15 protein-coding genes are annotated in these 21,211 nt (G+C 34.0%); 12 read left to right on the top strand and 3 right to left on the bottom strand.

Features of this window, described 5'->3' with window-relative positions:
• The first annotated feature begins 33 nt into the window (after window positions 1-33).
• From ACJJVT_RS16640 to ACJJVT_RS16600, 9 genes are all read left to right on the top strand, one after another.
• Window positions 34-681: a universal stress protein gene (locus ACJJVT_RS16640; protein ID WP_405400197.1), complete on the top strand. Its 648-nt coding sequence runs from the start codon at window positions 34-36 to the stop codon at window positions 679-681.
• Window positions 682-683: 2 nt separating this feature from the next.
• Window positions 684-2,906, top strand: coding sequence for a SulP family inorganic anion transporter (locus ACJJVT_RS16635; RefSeq protein WP_405400196.1), 2,223 nt, complete (start codon window positions 684-686; stop codon window positions 2,904-2,906).
• Between the two features lie 289 nt (window positions 2,907-3,195).
• Window positions 3,196-7,767 carry a PAS domain S-box protein gene (locus tag ACJJVT_RS16630; RefSeq protein ID WP_405400195.1) on the top strand — a complete coding sequence of 1,524 codons (4,572 nt, stop codon included), beginning with the start codon at window positions 3,196-3,198 and terminating at the stop codon, window positions 7,765-7,767.
• Complete coding sequence (locus tag ACJJVT_RS16625; protein WP_405400193.1) at window positions 7,751-8,170, top strand: response regulator; 420 nt, start codon at window positions 7,751-7,753, stop codon at window positions 8,168-8,170. The genes ACJJVT_RS16630 and ACJJVT_RS16625 overlap by 17 nt, the downstream gene beginning before the upstream one ends.
• 160 nt (window positions 8,171-8,330) lie before the next feature.
• Complete coding sequence (locus tag ACJJVT_RS16620) at window positions 8,331-9,191, top strand: MBL fold metallo-hydrolase (protein WP_405400191.1); 861 nt, start codon at window positions 8,331-8,333, stop codon at window positions 9,189-9,191.
• 51 nt (window positions 9,192-9,242) lie between these two features.
• Window positions 9,243-10,892 (top strand): S8 family serine peptidase, encoded by a 1,650-nt coding sequence (locus ACJJVT_RS16615; protein ID WP_405400190.1) that lies wholly within the window; start codon window positions 9,243-9,245, stop codon window positions 10,890-10,892.
• Window positions 10,893-10,908: 16 nt separating this feature from the next.
• Window positions 10,909-12,762: a M1 family metallopeptidase gene (locus tag ACJJVT_RS16610; protein WP_405400188.1), complete on the top strand. Its 1,854-nt coding sequence runs from the start codon at window positions 10,909-10,911 to the stop codon at window positions 12,760-12,762.
• A 27-nt stretch (window positions 12,763-12,789) separates the two neighbouring features.
• On the top strand, window positions 12,790-13,218 hold the full coding sequence (rnpA, locus tag ACJJVT_RS16605; protein ID WP_405400186.1) for a ribonuclease P protein component: 429 nt from the start codon (window positions 12,790-12,792) through the stop codon (window positions 13,216-13,218).
• Window positions 13,199-14,827: a S41 family peptidase gene (locus ACJJVT_RS16600; protein WP_405400184.1), complete on the top strand. Its 1,629-nt coding sequence runs from the start codon at window positions 13,199-13,201 to the stop codon at window positions 14,825-14,827. Before rnpA ends, ACJJVT_RS16600 begins: the two co-directional genes overlap by 20 nt.
• 30 nt (window positions 14,828-14,857) lie before the next feature.
• On the opposite strand, the gene ACJJVT_RS16595 is transcribed toward ACJJVT_RS16600, so the two are convergent.
• Complete coding sequence (locus tag ACJJVT_RS16595) at window positions 14,858-15,733, bottom strand: DUF1080 domain-containing protein (protein WP_405400182.1); 876 nt, start codon at window positions 15,731-15,733, stop codon at window positions 14,858-14,860.
• 196 nt (window positions 15,734-15,929) lie between these two features.
• Here ACJJVT_RS16595 and ACJJVT_RS16590 point away from each other — a divergent pair, with 196 nt between their 5' ends.
• Entirely contained in the window at window positions 15,930-17,435 is a 1,506-nt protein-coding gene (locus ACJJVT_RS16590) for a S10 family peptidase (RefSeq protein WP_405400180.1), read from the top strand.
• 14 nt (window positions 17,436-17,449) lie between these two features.
• Here ACJJVT_RS16590 and ACJJVT_RS16585 read toward each other — a convergent pair whose 3' ends face one another.
• Together ACJJVT_RS16585 and ACJJVT_RS16580 are read right to left on the bottom strand one after the other, a co-directional pair.
• Window positions 17,450-18,079 carry a hypothetical protein gene (locus ACJJVT_RS16585; RefSeq protein ID WP_405400178.1) on the bottom strand — a complete coding sequence of 210 codons (630 nt, stop codon included), beginning with the start codon at window positions 18,077-18,079 and terminating at the stop codon, window positions 17,450-17,452.
• 100 nt (window positions 18,080-18,179) lie between these two features.
• A complete protein-coding gene (locus tag ACJJVT_RS16580; RefSeq protein ID WP_405400176.1) occupies window positions 18,180-19,373 on the bottom strand; it encodes a C40 family peptidase in 1,194 nt (397 codons plus the stop codon).
• Window positions 19,374-19,429: 56 nt separating this feature from the next.
• Between ACJJVT_RS16580 and dcm the strand changes: the two genes are divergently transcribed.
• Both dcm and ACJJVT_RS16570 read left to right on the top strand, forming a co-directional pair.
• Window positions 19,430-20,659: a DNA (cytosine-5-)-methyltransferase gene (gene dcm / locus ACJJVT_RS16575; protein WP_405400174.1), complete on the top strand. Its 1,230-nt coding sequence runs from the start codon at window positions 19,430-19,432 to the stop codon at window positions 20,657-20,659.
• Between the two features lie 150 nt (window positions 20,660-20,809).
• A complete protein-coding gene (locus ACJJVT_RS16570) occupies window positions 20,810-21,184 on the top strand; it encodes a hypothetical protein (protein ID WP_073241380.1) in 375 nt (124 codons plus the stop codon).
• Window positions 21,185-21,211 lie beyond the last annotated feature (27 nt).

The following is a 21,211-nucleotide window of genomic DNA, read 5'->3' as shown; positions in this document are numbered from 1 at the left end:
TCTGAAACCGAACATTCTGGTGACACCATCGAAGTGGTTTGGAAAGAAGGCAATCCAGAGACAATTATTACTAAAGCCTGTATCGATTTAAAGGTTGACCTGTTGATTTTAGGTGCCTTGCAGCATGAAAATAAGTTTCAATTTTATGTGGGTTCCATTGCCAGAAAACTAACTCGTAAAGTTCATTGCTCTGTTCTTCTGTTAATTAAACCTACACAAAAAAGAGTGCCTTGTAAGCACATTGTCGTCAACGGTCTAGATGCCCCAGAAACACCAATGGCCATTGAACATGCTTTTTATGTATCGAGCCTTTTAGGTGCGCAACAAATTACCATTGTTGAAGAAATTATGTCAAAAGAAATTCAGGTGGACGTTGAAGATGACCGTACGTTAAAAAAGGCGAATATCATTAAACAACGTATTAGACATAGAGAAGATTCGAGGGTTAACACTATAGTCTGTTCACTACCAGAAAATATTACTAAAGGCATTAAGGTGAAAACACAAAGTATTTTTGGTAAAAGAGGATATTCTATTGGGCATTATGCCGAGGTGGTAAGAGCTGACTTGTTGGTTATGAACGCACCTATTAAAACAAGTATTTGGGATCGAATATTTCCGCATGACATTGAATATATTCTATCTGATCTACCAACCGATTTATTAATTGTTAGAAAATAGATTTGACAGCTAAAAAGAAGAGTAATTCAAACTTTATAGCCACGCTTCCGAAGAATTTATTTTCTGGTTTCGTTGTTTCGTTAATAGCCCTGCCTCTTGGGCTGGGACTAGCTCTTGCAAGCGAGGCTCCCCCTATATCGGGTATTATAGCTGCAGTCGTAGGCGGTATAGTTGTGGCGATTCTGGGTGGCTCGAATGTGACCATTACAGGACCCGGAAATGGTTTGGTTATTGTTTTGTTAGGTGCCATTACAACCCTTGGTGGTGGTGATCTGTACGCTGGGTATTTATTTACACTTGCAGCTATTGTTTTCTCTGGTGTTCTAATGATGCTTCTTGGGTTTCTTAAAATGGGAAGACTTGCAGATTTCTTTCCGGCATCCGCTATTGAAGGTATGCTGGCAGCTATTGGCTTGGGTATTTTAGCCAAACAATTTCATATTATGATCGGGCATAATAATGAACATGGCAGTATAATTCATTTGTTGTTACAGATCCCAGAAGGAATAATAGGTCTTTATCAAAACTATCATATAGAAGAACTTATCGCTGCAATTATAGGTGTAATTGCGCTTTTGATTATGGCGTATTACTCTAAAATAAGAAACAAATATTTACACCTTATTCCCGCACCCATGTGGATTCTAATTTTGTCTGTAGGGTTTAGTTACATATTTGTTTCATTAGGACTACCTTATCCTTTACAAGAAGAATTTTTGGTTAATATACCAGACAATGTATTGTCGAACTTGGCTTTTCCTGATTTTTCAAAAGCTCTAGACATTGATTTTATAACTACTGTTTTTGCCATTACCCTTATAGCAAGTATAGAATCGCTTTTAAGTATTAAGGCGGTTGACAAACTTGATCCTGAAAGAAGAAGATCAAATGTAAATAAGGATCTTAAAGCTCTTGGGCTTGCTACTTCTCTTAGTGGTTTGGTAGGTGGTTTAAATGTTGTAACCGTTATTGCTAGAAGTTCGGTCAATGTTAATAATGGAGCTACGAATAGATCTGCAAATATTTTTCATGCTTTATTTTTGGTCATTTTTGTATTGCTTTTTCAAGACCAATTAAGGCGAATTCCTTTAGCTGCATTGGCAGCAATATTGGTGTTTACAGGTTATAAACTTGCGACTCCGAAAAATCTGCAAAAAGTTGCTCGTATCGGTAAAGAGCAAATTGTAATCTTTTTAGCTACTCTTTTGACCACATTGTTTACCAACTTAATATCAGGTATTGCGATGGGTATATTGGTTACTTTCATTATTCATGTAGTGCTAAACAGAAGTTTATCTCTTTTTATAAATCACTTGACCAAGCCAAATATTTTAATGTTTAAAGAGAAAGATGCTGGTAATTATTATATCAGCGTTAAATATTTTGCCACTTTTCTTAATTTCTATAAACTAAAGAACAAGTTAGATATCATCCCAGAAAATGAAAATGTAATCTTAGATTTTTCGCACTGTAGCTTTGTAGATCACACGGTTATGGAGGGTTTAGAGAACTATGTAGATACATTTACAAAAAAAGAGGGAAGTATTGAGATTATAGGTCTAGACAAGCATGGTGCCGACTCTAAACATCCGTTTGCTATTAGAAAAATATTACCGCTCAATAAACTAGGTTCTATAGAAAAATACTTTACCAAAAGACAGCGCCTTTTAAAGACCATGGCAAAAGAATATCAATGGTCTTATGAGCCAAAAAGGTCTGATAAAACTAAATTTTTAAACAAGTTTATTTTCTTTAAAAATAGAAGAGTTCCATACTACTACAATAGCTTTTACGACAATACCAAAACCTTTCATTTGTTTGATGTAGAATTTAACGAAGGGGAGTTTATTGCTAAAGAAGTAGTGAAAACTACTATTTTACATATTAAACTGAAGCATAAAATACCCGTTTTTTCTTTAGACAAAGAAGGTCTTTTAGATTTTGTATACGGCATGGCCGGTTTTAAAGATATAGCCTTAGAAAACCATCAAGATTTCAACAAACGTTTTTTCTTAAGCGGTGAACATACAAAAGACATTGAAGATTTATTTTCCAATGAGCTTATTCTATTCTTAGAAAGCAACCCCTATTATCACATAGAAACCAATGGTAATTCTATACTTATTCTTAAAAAAGAACGTCTACTAAGTGTTAAAGAGATTAAGGCTATGCTCTACTTTGGCAAACAACTTAACCAACTTCTTTGTAAAAGTGTCTCTGTTTAATTCGTTTTTGTTTTATAGTAATAGCCACAATCACCCTGTTTAAGCTGTTTTTACCACTATTTAGTTAAACAGTTTTAATCGCTGCTTTAAAAAGGTTTAATTTCTATCGACATAATCACCTAACACATAGATAATAAGTGTAGTAAGCACACTAATAAAACCTTACAAAAAGTGAAGAAAAAACGCCTTTGTAAGAGTGACTTTTTTAACTTCGTATACATCGACTATTTAAGCTGTAATTGCGAACAATATAGTTTTAAGCGATATTATTTAATTTATATTAATAAAAATGTCTGATACCAACACCCGGTCCATCTTTAAAAGCCCGCTACTTTACGGGTTTTTTGCATTTTTAATTGTATTAATAATTACCCAGTTCATTGCTTACCAGAAGCACCAGCTTCATCAAAAAACAGAACAACAAGAAATTGAGCAACGTGTTTCTAAATTAAAAATAGACCTACAAAATATATTGGGTCAAAGCTTTAATGCCACTCAAACCTTAGCTTTTATAGTTGAACACTATGGTATACCTGATGATTTTGATAGTGTAGCTCAACTGCTATTAAATAGTAACAATAGTATTGATGCATTAGAGCTAGTAAATAAAGAAGGTGTAATAACACATGTATACCCCCTAAAAGGAAATGAAGTTTTAGGACTGAACATTTTAAATGATCCCGACAATAAATTTGGTGCTATAACTACTATTGAAAGAAATGATTACTATACTGCCGGCCCTATTTATCTGCACCAAGGTGGTTCGGGAATAATTGGTCGTAGACCGTTATATAAAAACGGAGAATTTAATGGTTTTGCGGCGGCAGTCGTTCGTTTGTCGACGGTTATTAATGCTATTCAATTAGACGCCATTCACAACAAGCAATTCTCGTATCAATTGGTAAAAATCAATTCTGATAAAACAGAAGAAACCTTCTATTCTTCAAAGAAAATTTCTAAAGAAGGTGCCATTACTTTACCACTTACTACTAGCCAAGGAGAGTGGAAATTATATGTTTTTCTGAATACCAACAATGCCAATTCTACCACCATATTATTTTCTATTTTAGGTATTTTACTTTCTTTAGTTTGTGGTTTACTTTCATGGTTTCTAATGCGACAACCTTCAAAGTTGAATGCATTGGTAAATGAGAAAACAGCACTATTAAAAGATAGTAGAGAACGCTACAAATTGTTAATTGAAGGGGCTTCAGATGGTATATTTTTAGTTGATTTTGACGGAAATATAGTTGATGCGAATCCTTATGGCTTACAGATGTTTGGTTATACTAAAGAAGATTTGTTAACGAAGCATTTATTAGATATAACCATCAAAGAAGATACAGCAAAGAAACCTCCGCGTTATAAAGAAATGCGTGAAGGGCAAACAGTAAGGTCTGAAAGAAGATTAGTTAAAAAAGATGGAAGTCTGTTTTATGGAGAAGTAAGTGCTAAAAAGCTCAATGATAAAACTATTTTAGGTATTGTACGAGATGTTACCGAAAGAAAAGAGCTTGAAATAGCTGCTGAAGAAAACTTGGTGAGATTCGAAAAAGCCTATAATAATAGATTTGTAGGTATGGTTATCAGAGACCATATGAACCGCTTTGTAGATGCTAATCTTTATTTTCTAAATCTAATAGGATATTCACTTGAAGAAATTAAAGGTAAAACTATCTCTGAATTAGGATTGATCAATATAGCTGAAGCTTCAAAAACAAACCCGGCAATAAATGCTCTTGCTAGTGCTAAGAGAATAGATAAAATTGAGATTGAATTTATAACGAAAAAAGGTGGAGTACTACACTTAATTGCATCTGTAGAACCGTATGAATATTTAAGCAACACATTTACATTAAGTACTTATGTTGACCAAACCCAAGCCAAACAAGCCAGTCTTGAAATTATTAAAAGTGAGAAAAAGTACAAACAGTTTACAGAAAGAATTTCTGATGCTTTTGTAGCATTTGACCAAGATTGGTGTTTTACCGATATTAATGCTAAAGCTGCAAAAATATTAGGAGTAGACCCTATTGAAATGTTAGGTAAAAATGTATGGGATGAATTCCCTAGATTCAAAGGTTCTGAAGCATATGCTATGTTTAAAGGAGCAATAGCTAGACAGGTGTATACACATTTTGAGCAATACCATGAAGATGTAGATATGTGGATTGAAAACCACTTATACCCGTCGCCAAGCGGACTCTCTATATACTTTAGAGACATCACTAGTAGTAAAAGAGCTGATCAAGAAAAACAAAAATTAATTTCTATAATAGAAAACAGTCCGGGCTTTATTGGTTTAGCCACCTTAGCTGGGGAGCCTTTGTTTATGAATGACGCTGGTAAGAAAATGGTTAATTTACCAAGTAATTTCAATTTTAAAGAAACCACAATATTTGATTATTTTCACGACGATTATAAAGACGTTATAGAGAACACCCACTTACCTACTATAATGGAAAAAGGTCTTTGGACAGGAGAGGTGCCGCTTAAAAACTTTAAAACAAAAACATCAATTCCCCTAGAATTTTCTGGCTTCTTAATTAAAGACAAAACAAGCAACCAACCGATTGCGATAGGTTCTATTGGTTTCGATTTAACCGAAAATAAAAAAACACAACAAGAGATTTTAACTCTTAAAAACAAGATGGATGCCGCAATCCGTATCGGTAAAATTGGATATTGGGATTTCGATATGAAAACGGACACCTATATCTGTTCCCCATTAATCTATGACATTTATGATATAAGCCCAGACACCGTTTTGACGATACCCTATCTTGAAACTCTAATTCATCCAGATGATTTAGAAATGCACCGTCAAAATATCAGGGAGATCATCAAAGAAAAAAGTACCCATGCCTTTACTTATAGAATCATTGTAACAGATGGATCTATAAAACATTTAATGGTAGAAATTGAGATTATTAGAGATTCTGATCACAGAGCGATTGATTTTAAAGGAACTGTAATAGATATAACAGAACAAAAAGAGGCAGATTCTGAAATTATCGAACTTAAAAATAGAATGGATGCCGCCATGAGAATTGGTAAAATTGGGTATTGGGATTTTGATTTTAATACGAGAGTTCTCAATTGGTCACCCAGAATGTATGAGATTTATAGTATTGAACCGGGTACTAAAATAAATTTGGAATTTCTCGAAACAATAATTCACCCAGATGATATTGAAGGTCATAGAAATCTTCTTCAAAATTTAGCAGTAGAATTTGATAACAACTCTTTCTCTTACCGAATAATTCTAAAAGATAATTGTATAAAACATTTGCTCGGAGAAATTGAGACAGAACGAAATAACGATGGCGAACCTATTAAATATAGGGGCACTATCATTGATATAACAGCACAAAAAGAAGCCGATAACGAAATACTATCGCTACAGTCTAAAATGGATTCTGCGATACGAATTGGTAAGTTTGGTTACTGGTATTGGGATATGAGTGGCGATGTAATCGAGTGGTCAAAAGAAATGTACGCCATTCATGAAATTGACCCAAACATTATAATGACCCCAACATTATTAAGAGAAATTATTTATCATGAAGATATAGGAATTGTGGATGCCAAATTATCTCAACATAATAATGACGACAATTCAAAATCGAATCCGAATTTCTACAGAATTCAACTAAAAGATAACTCGTTTAAATACTTTTTATCTTATTCTGAAGTAGAATATAATGATAAAGGCGAGCCTATTATCTATCGAGGCACTTCGATGGATATTACAAAAAATGTTTTGGCAGAAGAAGCCTTAAAAGAAAGCCAAGAGAAATTCTCTAAAGCCTTTCAAACAAACCTTATGGGTATGCTTATATTAGATGAACAAAGACATGTAATTGATGCTAATAAAACCGCATACACCATTCTAGAAACTACCAGTAAAAAATTAATAGGTAAAACAATTTTAGAATCTAAAGAGGTTTTTATCAATTTAAAGGAAAGAGAAAGGCTGTGGAAAAAATTTATTGATGTAGGTGAAATTATAAACGAAGAGTATAAAATTGAACTTAAAAGTGGAGTGAAAAAAACTCTTATAATGTCTATTGTTCCTTTACGCTTAAAAGGTCAAATTAGTTATTTGGTCAATATTTTTGATGACTCAAAAAGAAAAGAAGCCGAAGGTAACCTAGAGACCCAATTTCATGAACTTCAAAAGACAAATTCAGAATTAGATAGTTTTGTTTATAGCGCTTCTCATGAATTAAGAGCCCCTTTGACTTCTGTATTAGGGTTGATTCAACTAATACAGATTGAAGATATTGACCCCAAATTGTTTCAACATTTAAATATGATGAAAAAGTCTATCGAAAGATTAGATGACTTTATCAAAGATATTATCGAATACTCTAGAAATAAACACCTAGCTATTAAGTTAGATTCTATAAATTTTAGTACTTTAATCGAACATTCTCTTGAGAGTTTATGGTATTTAGAAAACACCGATAAAATAAACATAAAAGTCAGTGTTAACGACAAGATAGAATTTGTATCAGATAGTAAGAGAATTTCAATTATATTGAATAATTTTATATCTAACGCAATTAAATATCATGATGTTTCTAATAATGATGCCGCTATTTGGATTAATGTAAAAACCAACAAAAAAGAAGCGGTTTTAATTATAAAAGATAACGGTGTTGGTATGGAAGATGACCAACTAGAAAAGATATTTGAAATGTTTTACAGGGTATCTTCTAAGGTAATGGGATCTGGTATTGGGCTGTTTATCGTAAAAGAAGTGCTATCTAAATTGAATGGAACAATAGATGTGAAATCGAAAATAGGTGAAGGATCAACGTTTACTTTAAAAATACCAAATGAATCAGGTAAATAATAATATGGCTAAGGATATAAATATTTTATTGATTGACGATTCGGATGTGGACAATTTCATAAATAAAGCCATTATTTCGAAAGAGGACAATATTTCACAAATTACTACCATGACCTCTGGGCATGAGGCATTAGCGCATCTAAACAGTATTGTAGATAATGCAAAAGCATACCCCGATGTTATTTTCTTGGATATTAAAATGCCAAGAATGAACGGGTTCGAATTTTTAGACGAATACATTAAATTACCAGACACACTTACTGATCACTGCAAAATATATATATTAAGTTCGTCTATCGATACTTTAGATTCTGAGAAGGGAAAAGACTACCCTGTGGTTAGCAAACATTTAATCAAACCTTTGGCACATCATATTATTGGTGATTTATTGAGCGAAGATTAATTTCTTGCATATTTATTATCCGAATACGCTTTATTACTTTATCAACTTATTTTCACTTTAATACCACTACACCTTCAATTAGTCTTATAATCTAAGGGTTAAATGATAATACTTTCTTAATAATTCTAAGATCTCATACACTTTTATTATTTTGCTCCTTATGAAAATTTATCCTGTTGAAACTGGTAATTTTAAATTGGACGGTGGTGCTATGTTCGGCGTTGTACCGAAAGTAATTTGGCAAAGAACAAATCCCGCAGACAACAACAATTTAATTGATATTGCAGCTAGAAGTCTTTTAATTGAAGATGGTGATAGATTAATTTTAGTTGATACCGGAATGGGCAATAAACAGTCTGATCAGTTTTTTGGCTATTACTATCAATGGGGCGATTTTACTATAGATTCTTCTTTAAAAAAACATGGTTTTCATAGAGATGATATTACCGATGTATTTTTAACCCATCTTCATTTTGATCATGTTGGTGGTGCCATTCAGTGGAACAAAGATAAAACCGGATATGAACCTGCCTTCAAAAACGCCAAATTTTGGACCAATGAAAAACATTGGAAATGGGCAACAGAACCCAACCCAAGAGAAAAAGCTTCTTTCTTGACAGAGAACTTAATACCGATGCAAGAAAGTGGTCACTTGACTTTTATTAATCACACAGAAGGTGAATTTTTAAAAAATAGTCCGCTAGGTTTCGATATTCGTTTTGTAGATGGGCATACAGAAAAGCAAATGCTACCGCAATTTTCATATCAAGGTAAGACCATTGTCTACATGGCAGATCTTATACCTACCGTAGGTCATATTTCATTGCCTTATGTTATGGGGTATGATACAAGACCACTTATGACAATGGCAGAAAAAGCGTTATTCTTGAACGAAGCTGCAGATAACAATTACTATCTGTTTTTTGAGCACGATGCACATAACCAATTATGTACATTAAGGCATACCGAAAAAGGTGTTCGTTTAAATCAGGTTTATACGTTCAATGAACTCTTCAATTAACTATACACAATCATATTTAACTATAATTAAATTATAAAAAGTTACCCACGTATGACAAATACATATTTAAAATCAATCTTCGCACTATCAATAGCTGCGATATTAACCGGGTGTGGAAGCACAAAATCAGTTGGAGGAAGCGGACTAGTTCTTACTCCCGTTGAAAACATAGATGCTACGCCTTTAAAAATTTCTGATCTTACTACCAGTGAAAAAAATAACTGGGGCCATTTAGATCTAGTTACCGATACGATACCTGGTATGAGTGTCGATAAAGCATACAGCGAAATCATCAAAAACAGAAAAGGAACAAAAACAATTGTTGCCGTTCTTGATTCTGGTATTGATTTAAACCACGAAGACCTTGTTAATGTATTATGGACAAATACTAAAGAGAAAGCCGGTAACGGTATTGATGATGATGGTAACGGATTCATAGATGACATTCATGGTTATAATTTCTTAGGCGAGTCTTATAATGAGCAGTTAGAATATGTTCGTATGCTTCGTTTAAATATTGGTGACGCCGCTACCTTATCAAAAGCTAAAACTAAATTAGATGCTAAATACAATGAGGCTTTGCAGGGTAAAGAGCAGTATGAATCTATATACCAGGCTGTAAAAAATGCAGATGCAGATGTAAAGAAGTATTTAAAGAAAGATACTTATACCAAACAAGATCTATCGACCATTAAAGCAACAGATGAAGCTATGCAGCGAAATGTTGCCATACTAAATCAAATGTTCGGTATTAATGAAACGATACCTGGTGTTCTTAAAGATTTAACTAACGGACTTAAATATTACACTGAACAACTTAATTACAATCTTAATAAAGATTTTAACGGAAGAACGTCTGTTGGTGATGATGCTTACGATATTACCGACGTTGATTATGGTAACGGAAACCCTAACAATAGAGTTGATGACGAAAGTCATGGTACTCACGTAGCGGGTATTATCGCTGCTGAACGTAATAATGGTAAAGGTGCAAACGGTGTTGCCAATAATGTAGCAATTATGAGTATTAGAGCTGTGCCTAATGGTGATGAATACGATAAAGATATTGCAAGAGGTATTCGTTATGCTGTTGATAATGGTGCACGAGTAATTAATGGTAGTTTCGGTAAGTCTTTTTCTCCGAATGCTAACTGGGTGAATGATGCTATAAAATATGCTGCCGATAACAATGTGCTTTTTGTACATGCAGCGGGTAATGATGGTGCTGACTTAGATAACCCGGTCAACGCAAACTTCCCTAATGATCAAATAAATAACGGACCAGAAATTACTGACAATGTTATTACAGTTGGTGCTTTGAATCCTAAATATGGTTCTGAATTAGTTGCTAGCTATTCTAATTATGGTAAGATAAATGTTGATATTTTTGCTCCGGGTACAGATATCTATTCTTCATACCCTAATAACGAATACGAATATTCTCCGGGTACTTCTATGGCAGCGCCAGGTGTTGCAGGTGTTGCCGCTTTGGTAATGTCTCAATACCCAAGTTTAACGGCTGCTCAAGTGAAAAAAATAATACTGCAATCTGGTTTACCTATTAAAACAAAAGTAGTATTGGGTAAAAACACGGGCAAAAGCGGTTCTTTAAATGAAATTTCTACTTCTGGTAAAATTGCGAATGCATACAACGCACTAGTTTTAGCTAGTAAAGTAGCTGCAAATCAGGTTAAATTATAATACTTACACAACTCATATGACTAAATCATTTTTTACGTTTCTAACAGCTATTTTTTCAATAGGATTGCTGGCACAAAACAAGACAGACTATTGGCAACAACATGTTGATTATACCATGGCGGTAGATATGAATGTTGACAATTTTCAATATACCGGTACTCAAACCTTGGTATACACAAACAACTCACCCGATGAGTTAAAACGTGTTTATTTTCATTTGTATTTCAACGCTTTTCAACCTGGTAGTGAAATGGATATTCGCCTGCAGAACATCGCAGATCCAGATGATAGAATGACTACGCCAGACAAGAAAAGTAGAATAGCATCACTTACCGATAGTGAAATAGGTTACTTACATGCGACCTCTTTAACACAAGATGGTAGTAAGGTTACTTTTTCAGAAGAAGGAACAGTGTTAGTTGTTGATTTAGCTAAGCCGATAGCTGCTGGTGCGAAGTCTACTTTTAATATGGAATTTAAAGGTCAAGTGCCTTTACAAATTAGACGTTCTGGTAGAAATAGTGAAGAAGGTGTTGCCTTATCTATGAGCCAGTGGTACCCAAAACTAGCAGAATATGATTTTGAAGGCTGGCATGCAGATCCATATATCGCTCGTGAGTTTCAAGGGGTATGGGGAGATTTTGATGTAAAATTGACCATTGATAAAGAGTACACTGTTGGTGGTACAGGTTATTTACAAAACCCTAATGAGATAGGTCATGGGTATGAAACACCTGGCACTAAAATCAAAAAACAAAAAGGTAAGACATTAACCTGGCATTTTAAAGCGCCAATGGTTCATGATTTTATGTGGGCTGCAGATCCAGAATACATTCATGATATTCAACAGGTACCTGACGGACCTGTGCTTCATTTTCTTTACAAAGACAATCCTGAAATTTTAGAGAACTGGAAAAACCTTCAGCCTAAAACTATTGAGGCTATGCAGTTTTTTAGCAAGAACATTGGTAAATACCCATATGATCAATATTCGGTTATTCAAGGTGGCGATGGTGGTATGGAATATGCGATGTCTACCTTAATAACGGGTAACCGTAAATTTGGTAGTCTAGTTGGTGTTATGGCGCATGAAATGGCACACTCTTGGTTTCAACATATATTAGCCACTAATGAAGCTAAACATGAGTGGATGGATGAAGGGTTTACTTCTTTTATTTCTAAACTTTGTATGAGCGAAATAATGGATTACGAAAAAGAGAATCCGTTTGAGGGTACTTACAAAGGGTATAGAAACTTAGCGCTTTCGGGTAAAGAACAACCACAAGGTACCTATGCGGATCGTTATGCTCTTAACTTTGCCTATGGTATTTCTGCTTACAGTAAAGGTTCTATATTTTTATCTCAACTTGGTTATGTTATCGGTCAAGATAAATTGATGGAAACTATTCGTCAATACTACGATGAGTTCAAGTTTAAGCACCCTGTGCCTAACGACATTAAACGTGTTGCTGAAAAAGTATCTGGTTTTGAACTAGACTGGTATTTAACCGATTGGACACAGACAACAAATACTATTGATTATGCAATTAAAGAGGTTGCTGCATCAGAAAACAATACTACAGTTACCTTAGAGCGTATTGGTTTAATGCCAATGCCTTTAGATATTTTGGTAGTATATAATGATGATTCTAAAGAAACTTTTTATGCTCCGTTACGTATGATGCGTGGTGAAAAAGCAAACCCTTATGAGGGTATTGAAAGAACTGTTATAGAAGACTGGCCTTGGGCTTACCCAACGTATAACTTTACTATAAACAAACCAATGTCTTCAATAAAAGCAATTGTTATTGATCCTTCGCAATTAATGGCAGATGTTAATTTAGAGAATAATGTTTGGCAAGCAGAGTAGTTTCTTTTGCTAAACTTTTAGATATTTATGCCCCCACATTGGGGGCTAATTCTTTTTAATACTTCTTTTATAATGGATGCATCCTTCGGAAAAAAGGAAAAACTAAAAAGTAAAGTACTCATTACCCAGTTGTTCGAAGAGGGTAGGGGTATTTCTGTTTATCCGTTGAAATTAATTTATCTATCCGTAGAACAAAAAGAAGTGCCTATTAAAACCGCAGTTACAGTATCTAAACGAAATTTTAAAAGTGCGGTCGATAGAAATAGGATTAAACGTTTGCTAAGAGAGTCTTACAGACTTAATAAAGCACTGGTTTTTAACAATACAGATGCAAACTTTGCGTTTCTATTTTTATACCTTGGTAAGGATATGCCCACCTTTGAGCAGTTAGATCATAAAATGAAGCTCGTTTTAAACAAGTTTAAGCTACAGATTGATGAAAAAAATAATAAGTAAAAAAGTACTTGTACCCATAATTGCCATCGCTTTTCTATTTGTAGGAAGTAGTTATAAAAGCGACTTTTTTGAAATAGCCAAACAGATCGAAATCTTTACCACCTTGTTCAAAGAATTGAACATGAACTATGTGGACGAAACCAACCCAGCAGAATTAATGGATACCGCCATTAAAAATATGCTGAACGAATTGGATCCCTATACCAAATTTTTAAACGAACAAGATGTTGAAACGTATCGCATAAACAATGCCGGTGAATATTCTGGTATTGGCGCCATGGTACGTTCTTTTGATGATAAATTACTAATTATAGAACCACACCAAGGATACCCCGCAGATAAAGCAGGATTGAAGGCCGGTGATGAAATAATACAGATTGGTGATATCAAAGTAGCCGATTTTGAAGATAATGCGAGTGAGCTTCTAAAAGGAGCTAACGGATCAACAATAAATGTTACTTACAAAAGACAAGGTAAATTAAATACTACAGCCATTACACGTGAAGGTATTGAAGTAGATGCTGTGCCTTTCTTTAAGATGATCGATAATAAAACCGGATACATTGTTCTGGCTAAGTTCAACGCCAAAGCAACAGAACAGACCAAATCTGCTTTATTGGACTTGAAAGGTAAAGGTGCAGAAAAAATCATCTTAGACTTAAGAGGCAACCCTGGCGGATTATTATCTGAAGCTATTAATGTGACTAACTTATTCGTACCAAAAGGGGAATTGGTAGTGACAACGAAATCTAAGGTTAAAAAATTCAACCGAGAATACCACACCAACAACCAACCCGTTGATGAGAAAATTCCATTAGTGGTATTGGTAAACGGAAGCAGTGCATCTGCAAGTGAAATAGTCTCTGGTAGTTTACAAGATTTAGACAGAGCGGTAATAATGGGTGCTAGAAGTTTTGGTAAAGGCTTGGTACAACGCCCGCTAAAATTGACTTATGGTACACAATTAAAAGTGACCATTTCTAGATATTACACTTCTTCTGGTCGTTGCATACAATCGTTAGATTATTGGAACAGAGATGAAAGTGGTAAAGCGGTACGTAATACTACCTTCAATGATTTTACGACCCGTAATGGTAGAAAAGTACAAGACGGCGGTGGTATTTTACCAGATATTGAAGTAGCTACTTCTAAAACCAATGACTTAACATTGGCATTGCTACAGAATAACGTCATTTTCGATTATGCCACTAATTACCATTATGCACATAAGTATAATGCTGTTGCCGACTTTAAATTTACAGATGCCGATTTTAATGCTTTTAAGAGCTATGTAAAACAGAGTAGTTTCTCTTTTGAGACCAAAGCAGAGCAAGCCATTAAAAAAGCGCTATCTGGCGATGAAAACGACTTTTTAGGCTCAGATGTTCAAGACAGTTATAAAACCTTGTTAGCGAACATTGATAAAGGGAAAATCAACGCGTTGGACAAATACCAAAGTGAGATTCAAAAGAATCTTGAAGATGAAATTGTAAAGCGTTATTTCTACAGAGATGGTTTATACCAATATTACTTAAATAACGATGATGCTATTTTAGCAGCTACCGAATTGTTAAGCAATAATTCTAAATACAGCGCTATTTTAAAATAGTATTCTTTACTTAAATATTAAGTGACCATTCTAATTATAGATACATGCTTTTGTATCTGAAACCTCGTAATACTCTTTGTAGTTCGTTGCTTTTGGGTCTGTGCATCCTTTTAAATTTCTAATTTTTATATTTTTGAAATCAATTGGTTGCCCTTCGCTTTGTAGAGCAATAAAACCTTCTGTTAACAACTTGCCATCTTGTTTCATTTTAGGGTCATAACCTTTGGCTACACCTCCACCAATTTGTGGTTTTGTGTATTCTAGTACTGTTTTACCATTTATAATATGTTTAACTAATGAATCGTGATAAACTACTAATTCTGCCGTTACCCATTGATTACCATAATACGTATCGGATGTTGAATTAATGCAATGTCTTGGGTCAATTTTACCTTCAAAAACTACATCGGTACCTGGTGAACACATATTACCTGTTGGGCGTTCTACACCTTCTTCTACTCCCGCTAAAAATTGTATCTCAACACTTATGGGCCAATCTTGTTCTTTTAGCATTGTTTTTGGGTCTTGAGAGTGAAACATTACACCGCTGTTCAAAATTGTATAATCTGGTGCACCTCTATATAGTTCGCCTAGAAATCTATACTGTACCGTAAAATGAAAATCTGAAAATGGTTTGTCATAGTATAAATGAGAATACCTATTGTTAAATTCTCCTTCATATTTATCATACCTCACCTTCACCATATCATCTTCTGCCCTAAAGGTATCTGCATAGTTATCGCCCACTTCATAATGGTGCACTTTGGTGATCCACCCATCTAAATCATTACCATTGAACATGGTTTCCCAACCATCGTTTGTTTCTTGCGAGGTAATTAATCCGCATCCTAATAAAAATAAAAGTGAAGTTCCGAGTAGTTGAGATTTAAGTTGTTGTTTTTTCATGTTGATGGTGTTTGGTTGAATTATCAGAAAAAGGGAACTGATGCAAAAAATACATATATAAATATACTCAATGTTCTGATACCTTAGGCGATGCGATTATTGAGAGATATTCCAATCAATACCAGTACATCTGTTCATTTATTATTGTTACTTTTAAAAGTACAAACTAACGACACCATCAATACTTTTACTCAAAATGAGAAATTTTCTATTACTAGCGACCAGTCTATTTTTTCTTCAATTTTTGCAAGCTCAAGACCCAAAAAAGGAAACTAAAACGAAACCCATACCAGAAGCAAAATCTTTTATAACCAAGCACAAAGGTGTTTTTGGTGGTACAGCTATAGATTATACAACAACAGCTAAAGAAACTTTTTTAACTAATAAAGACGGAGATTCTATTGCTACATTTTGGTCTGTTGCCTACACCAAAACCAATATGGGAGATGTTGCTAAAAGACCGGTAACCTTTGTTTTTAATGGCGGACCAGGATCTGCTTCGATGTGGTTACACATGGGGTTCTTCGGACCAAAAATTGTAAAAGTAGATTCTGATGCAAAATCTGATGATGGCGCAGCACCTTACAATTTAGTAAACAACGACCATGGTTTACTTGATGTTACCGATTTAGTTTTTATTGATCCCGTAGGTACCGGTTATAGTCGTTTGGTTGGTAAAGGAGAAGGGAAAGATTTCTACGGATTAAAAGAAGATGTGAATTCTTTTGCCCAGTTTATTAGAAAATGGGTGACCGAAAATGAACGTTGGTTTTCGCCTAAATATTTAGCAGGTGAAAGTTATGGAACTACTCGTGCTGCTGCATTAGGGAAAGCCTTGGAAGGTTCTGGTCAAAATATGGCTCTTAACGGAATGATACTTATATCGCAAGCATTAGATTATGCCGGTTCAACTTCAGTTAAGAACAATATTACTTCGTTCATTACTTATTTACCCAGTATGGCTGCTACTGCCTGGTATCATAAAAAAGCAGGTCTGGGCAAGTCTTTAGAAAGCTTTACACAAGAATGTAGAGATTTTACATACAACACTTATATACCTTCTTTATACAAAGGTAATTCGTTAAGTGAAGCTGAAAAGAACACAATAGCTGAAAAGCTTTCTTATTTCACAGGATTAGATAAAACATATATTCTACAATCTAACTTGAGAATATTAATGGGTAGATTTCAGAAAAAATTACTAGAAGAAAAAGGTTTGGCTATCGGTAGATTAGACGGACGATTTATGGGTGATGAGGAAGATAAAGTTTCTGAGAATCCGCATTTGGGCGATGCGGCAAGTTATCAAATAAGTGCTGCCTATACTGCTAGCTTAAATCATTATTTCGCTGCAGAATTAAAGGTGAAAATGGATAGACCCTATATTACTTCTGGTGGTGGGTCTAATTGGAGATGGAGAACAGTACCCGACGGAAAATATTGGGAACCAATGCCTGTAAATACTGCACCAGATTTAGGTGAAACCATGCGTAGAAATACAGCTATGAAAGTAATGGTAGCGAGTGGATATTATGATTTAATTACTCCGTTTTTTGATGCTGAATATACATTTGATAGAAACGGAATCGTAAAAGAGCGTGTTGAAATGAAGTATTATGAAGCGGGACATATGATGTATACACATGAACCAGATTTTATTAAATTAAGTAAAGATATACGCGAGTTTATTACTGCAGATTAATAAAAGCGGTAGAACTATTTTTTAAGAATAAGCACATGCTGCTCATTACATTTTAAATTATAAAAATTTACAATGTCTCTAATGTGCTTTTTCTTGTATTCTTTATTTATAATTTTCTCCACTAAAACCGGACAATCTGAAAAATAAGTAGAAGCTGCATTTTTAAAATTCTTACTAAAAAGTTGATTAGACCCTAAGTGTGTAATTTCTCCACTTACACCTCTTCTAACATAAAGATTTTTAATATCGTAGTAATTACCGTGCGCCATATTCATTTGACCGTTTACACCACCTACAAACATGGGTGCAGAATATCCGGTTTGTTCAAGAACATATAAATTTACAGCACCTATTTCCAGTTCTCTTACTACATTGAAATAGCCTTCTCGAGTTTCTAAATAAATATAGGTAGAAGCCTCTTCTCTATCATTTATAACAACCTGTTCAAGGTTATCGAAATGATATTTTTGTGCCTTATCTCCTTTAACCTTTTTAAATTTTACCTGGTCTCCATTTATAAGTTTAGCTAAACCTTGAAGTTTAGTTCCGTCCTTAAAATAAATTGTGGCAGCATCGTTTTGAGCGATGGCAAAAGATGATCCTACAAAACAGCAGATTAAAACTAGAAGAATTGTTTTTTTCATAGTACGTAAATGATCGTTCCATATTAAAACGAGCTCATTATTACTATGTTATATTATTTATCTTAAAATCGATGAAACGCCTCTTTAAAAAACAAAATATTTAATCTTTTAACGGTTTTGTAATATTTAGGTTTAGAAGTAAAGGATCATCTTCATTTAATAAGCGTTGGGTTCTTAAATATCTACCTACATTAAACGCATCATAATTTGGCGAATCTTTATCAACACTGCTTATACGTACCATTTCAGATGAATGTATAAATTGATTGTCACCAATCCACATACCTACATGAACTACTTTCTCTGAGCTTGTTTCTGTTGCTTTTCTTCCAAAGAACAATAAATCTCCTTTTTGTAATTTACTAAAATCTGCAATAGAATCTATAGGCTTACCAGCGTGCACTTGCTGAGATGCATCGCGCGGAATTACCATACCATTTAAGTAATAGATAGTCTTTGTATAACCGCTACAATCAACACCTTTTGTAGAAGTACCACCCCATAAATATGGTACACCCATTAAGGTTTTTGAAGTAGCAATAAGTGAATCTGCGTTATAACTTAAATTTGATAACCAAGTATCGTATTCTTCTGCTTCGTCTTTAGAAATGTACCCCTGTCTACCATCTGGAAATTCTATTTTAAAAAACTCCTCATTACTACTTAATAGTTTTAATAAGCTTCCGGCAACTACATCAGATATTCTGTTTTTAGCCTCTTCAGAACTAAATGCATGCCCATAAGTATTGGCATAAATAATTTTATCCGCAGTTCTCCACCCCTTTATATCATCTGCATTCATTAATTCTATTCCGCCTAAATCTACCCAAGCCAAATACTTATCTGGTGTTTGTATCAAGTACCAATCTCCTTCTTTTTTTAGAACATTAACAACAGTACCTAAAGTGGCCTGTGTAGCCAGTTCTGCCGAATGTTTAGGGTTACTTCTAAGATTGGCTGCAGAGATGTTAATAACCGCCTTGGTCATACCTTCTAAATCTTCTGCTGGTAAAATTTTTATATCATTGGTAGCAGTAATTCCCTTTTCCTTTAAAAGACTATTTAAAGAATCTACAGCTAATGGTAAATTAGTTTCTCCAGTTAAAGTAAAACCCGATGGTCCATCTAATACTTCTAAATTAAAAAGTGCAGTACGCTTATCGGGTGCAAAAGTGCTTTTTATGATCTCAATTTCTTTGACCAATAATTTCTTTTCATCAATATGTACACTGCATGCTGTATTTAAAGCAATCAAAATCAATACAAAAGACCTCTTTAAGATTATTCTCTTCATCTGTAAAATAATTTCTAATAGTATTAGCCTTGTGAAATTATGTAATTTTATCGCAAATGAAGAAACTAAAGGTCATAGAACTTTTTGCGGGTGTTGGCGGATTTCGCTTAGGATTAGAGGATACCGAGAACTACGAAGTAGTTTGGAGTAACCAATTTGAGCCTAGTACGAAAGCGCAGCACGCCTCTACAGTTTATGAAGCTAGATTCGGTCATGAGAATCATAGAAATGAAGATATTTCTGAGGTACCCACTAAAGATATACCCGATGCCGATATTTTAGTTGGTGGTTTTCCTTGTCAAGATTACTCCGTTGCCGCTACACTGAACAATTCTAAAGGTCTTATTGGTAAAAAAGGGGTTCTATGGTGGAGCATTCATAGAATTTTATCGGAAAAGAAAAATCCGCCGAAATACTTATTTCTTGAAAATGTAGATCGATTGTTAAAATCTCCGTCAAATCAAAGAGGTAGAGATTTTGCCATAATGCTTAAAAGTTTAGATGATTTAGGTTATGCCGTAGAATGGCGGGTTATCAACGCTGCAGATTACGGAATGCCACAAAGAAGAAGACGTATTTTTTTCTTAGGATACCATAAATCTACGCCGCTTTATAAACAATTTAAAAAAACTACAGCCGAAGAATGGATTTTTGAAAAAGGAACTATAGCAACGGCTTTTCCGATATCAAGTACTTCTTCAAAAATGATTTCGTTCGATATTGCCGATGACCTTGTATCGCTATCTGAAAATTTTAATTTGGGTGAAAAATTATCTCCCTTTCAAAATACCGGAGTATTCATTAAAGGAAAAGTATACACCGCTAAAACTAAGGCTAGTTATATTGGTAAAAGAACAGTCTTAGCCGATGTTTTACAGCAAGAAGAAATACCCGAAGAATTTTATATTCCTGAAGAGGAGCATGATAAATGGTATTATTTAAAAGGTTCTAAGAAAGAAACCCGGACTTCTAAATCTGGCTTTGCGTACCATTATAATGAGGGTAGTATGATTTTTCCTGATGCGTTGGATAATGCATCAAGAACAATCATAACTGGTGAAGGCGGTAAAAGCGCTTCGCGCTTTAAACATGTTATTAACACCAAAAAAGGACTTCGTAGATTAACCCCTGTAGAATTGGAACGCTTGAATATGTTCCCAGATAATCATACGCTACTTGAAGGTATTTCAAATACTAAAAGAGCATTTTTTATGGGTAATGCTTTGGTTGTAGGTGTGGTTAGAAAAATAGGAGAAGTACTCTCAGAAAAAATAAAATCAACTTAATACATCTTTCTCTTCTAGAGTTTTAAAGTACATTAACCTCTTTAATTATCAAAAAAAGAATAGGTTTAAAATTTCTGTTTTTAAACTCAACATATTGTTAATCAACGTTTAAAATTAGGAATTGTCCTTTTTTTTGTTATTTTATTAGGTATGGTAAAAGTAGAAAAGTCAGAAAACGTAGAATTTTTAGAAAAGTCAATTCAACATTTAGAAGCTACCGGTTTCGAGAATATTAAGGCTGATATGGAGGGTTACGAAACTCCGAAATCATATTCGAGAAAAGGTATGGAAGACAACATTACGCCAGACATCGTAGCTATTAAAAATGGAAGAAAATATTATTTTGATATAAGTTTAAAATCACCAAAAACCAGATTATTGAAATCGAAATGGTTGTTTTTAGATACTTTAAGTAGAATGAACTCTAACAGATTTAGAATAATAACTACTAAAGGTCATTATAAGTTTACAGATAATATGCTTGAGGATATCAACTTAAGTAATAAAACGCCTATCAAAATTTAATATTTTAAAATAACGTATTAAAAAAGT

Origin of the sequence: Maribacter sp. Asnod2-G09, assembly GCF_045063795.1 — a bacterium.
GTDB lineage: Bacteria > Bacteroidota > Bacteroidia > Flavobacteriales > Flavobacteriaceae > Maribacter.
The sequence above is the reverse complement of the archived record's forward strand: the minus strand, read 5'-3'. Positions and strand labels throughout refer to the sequence as shown.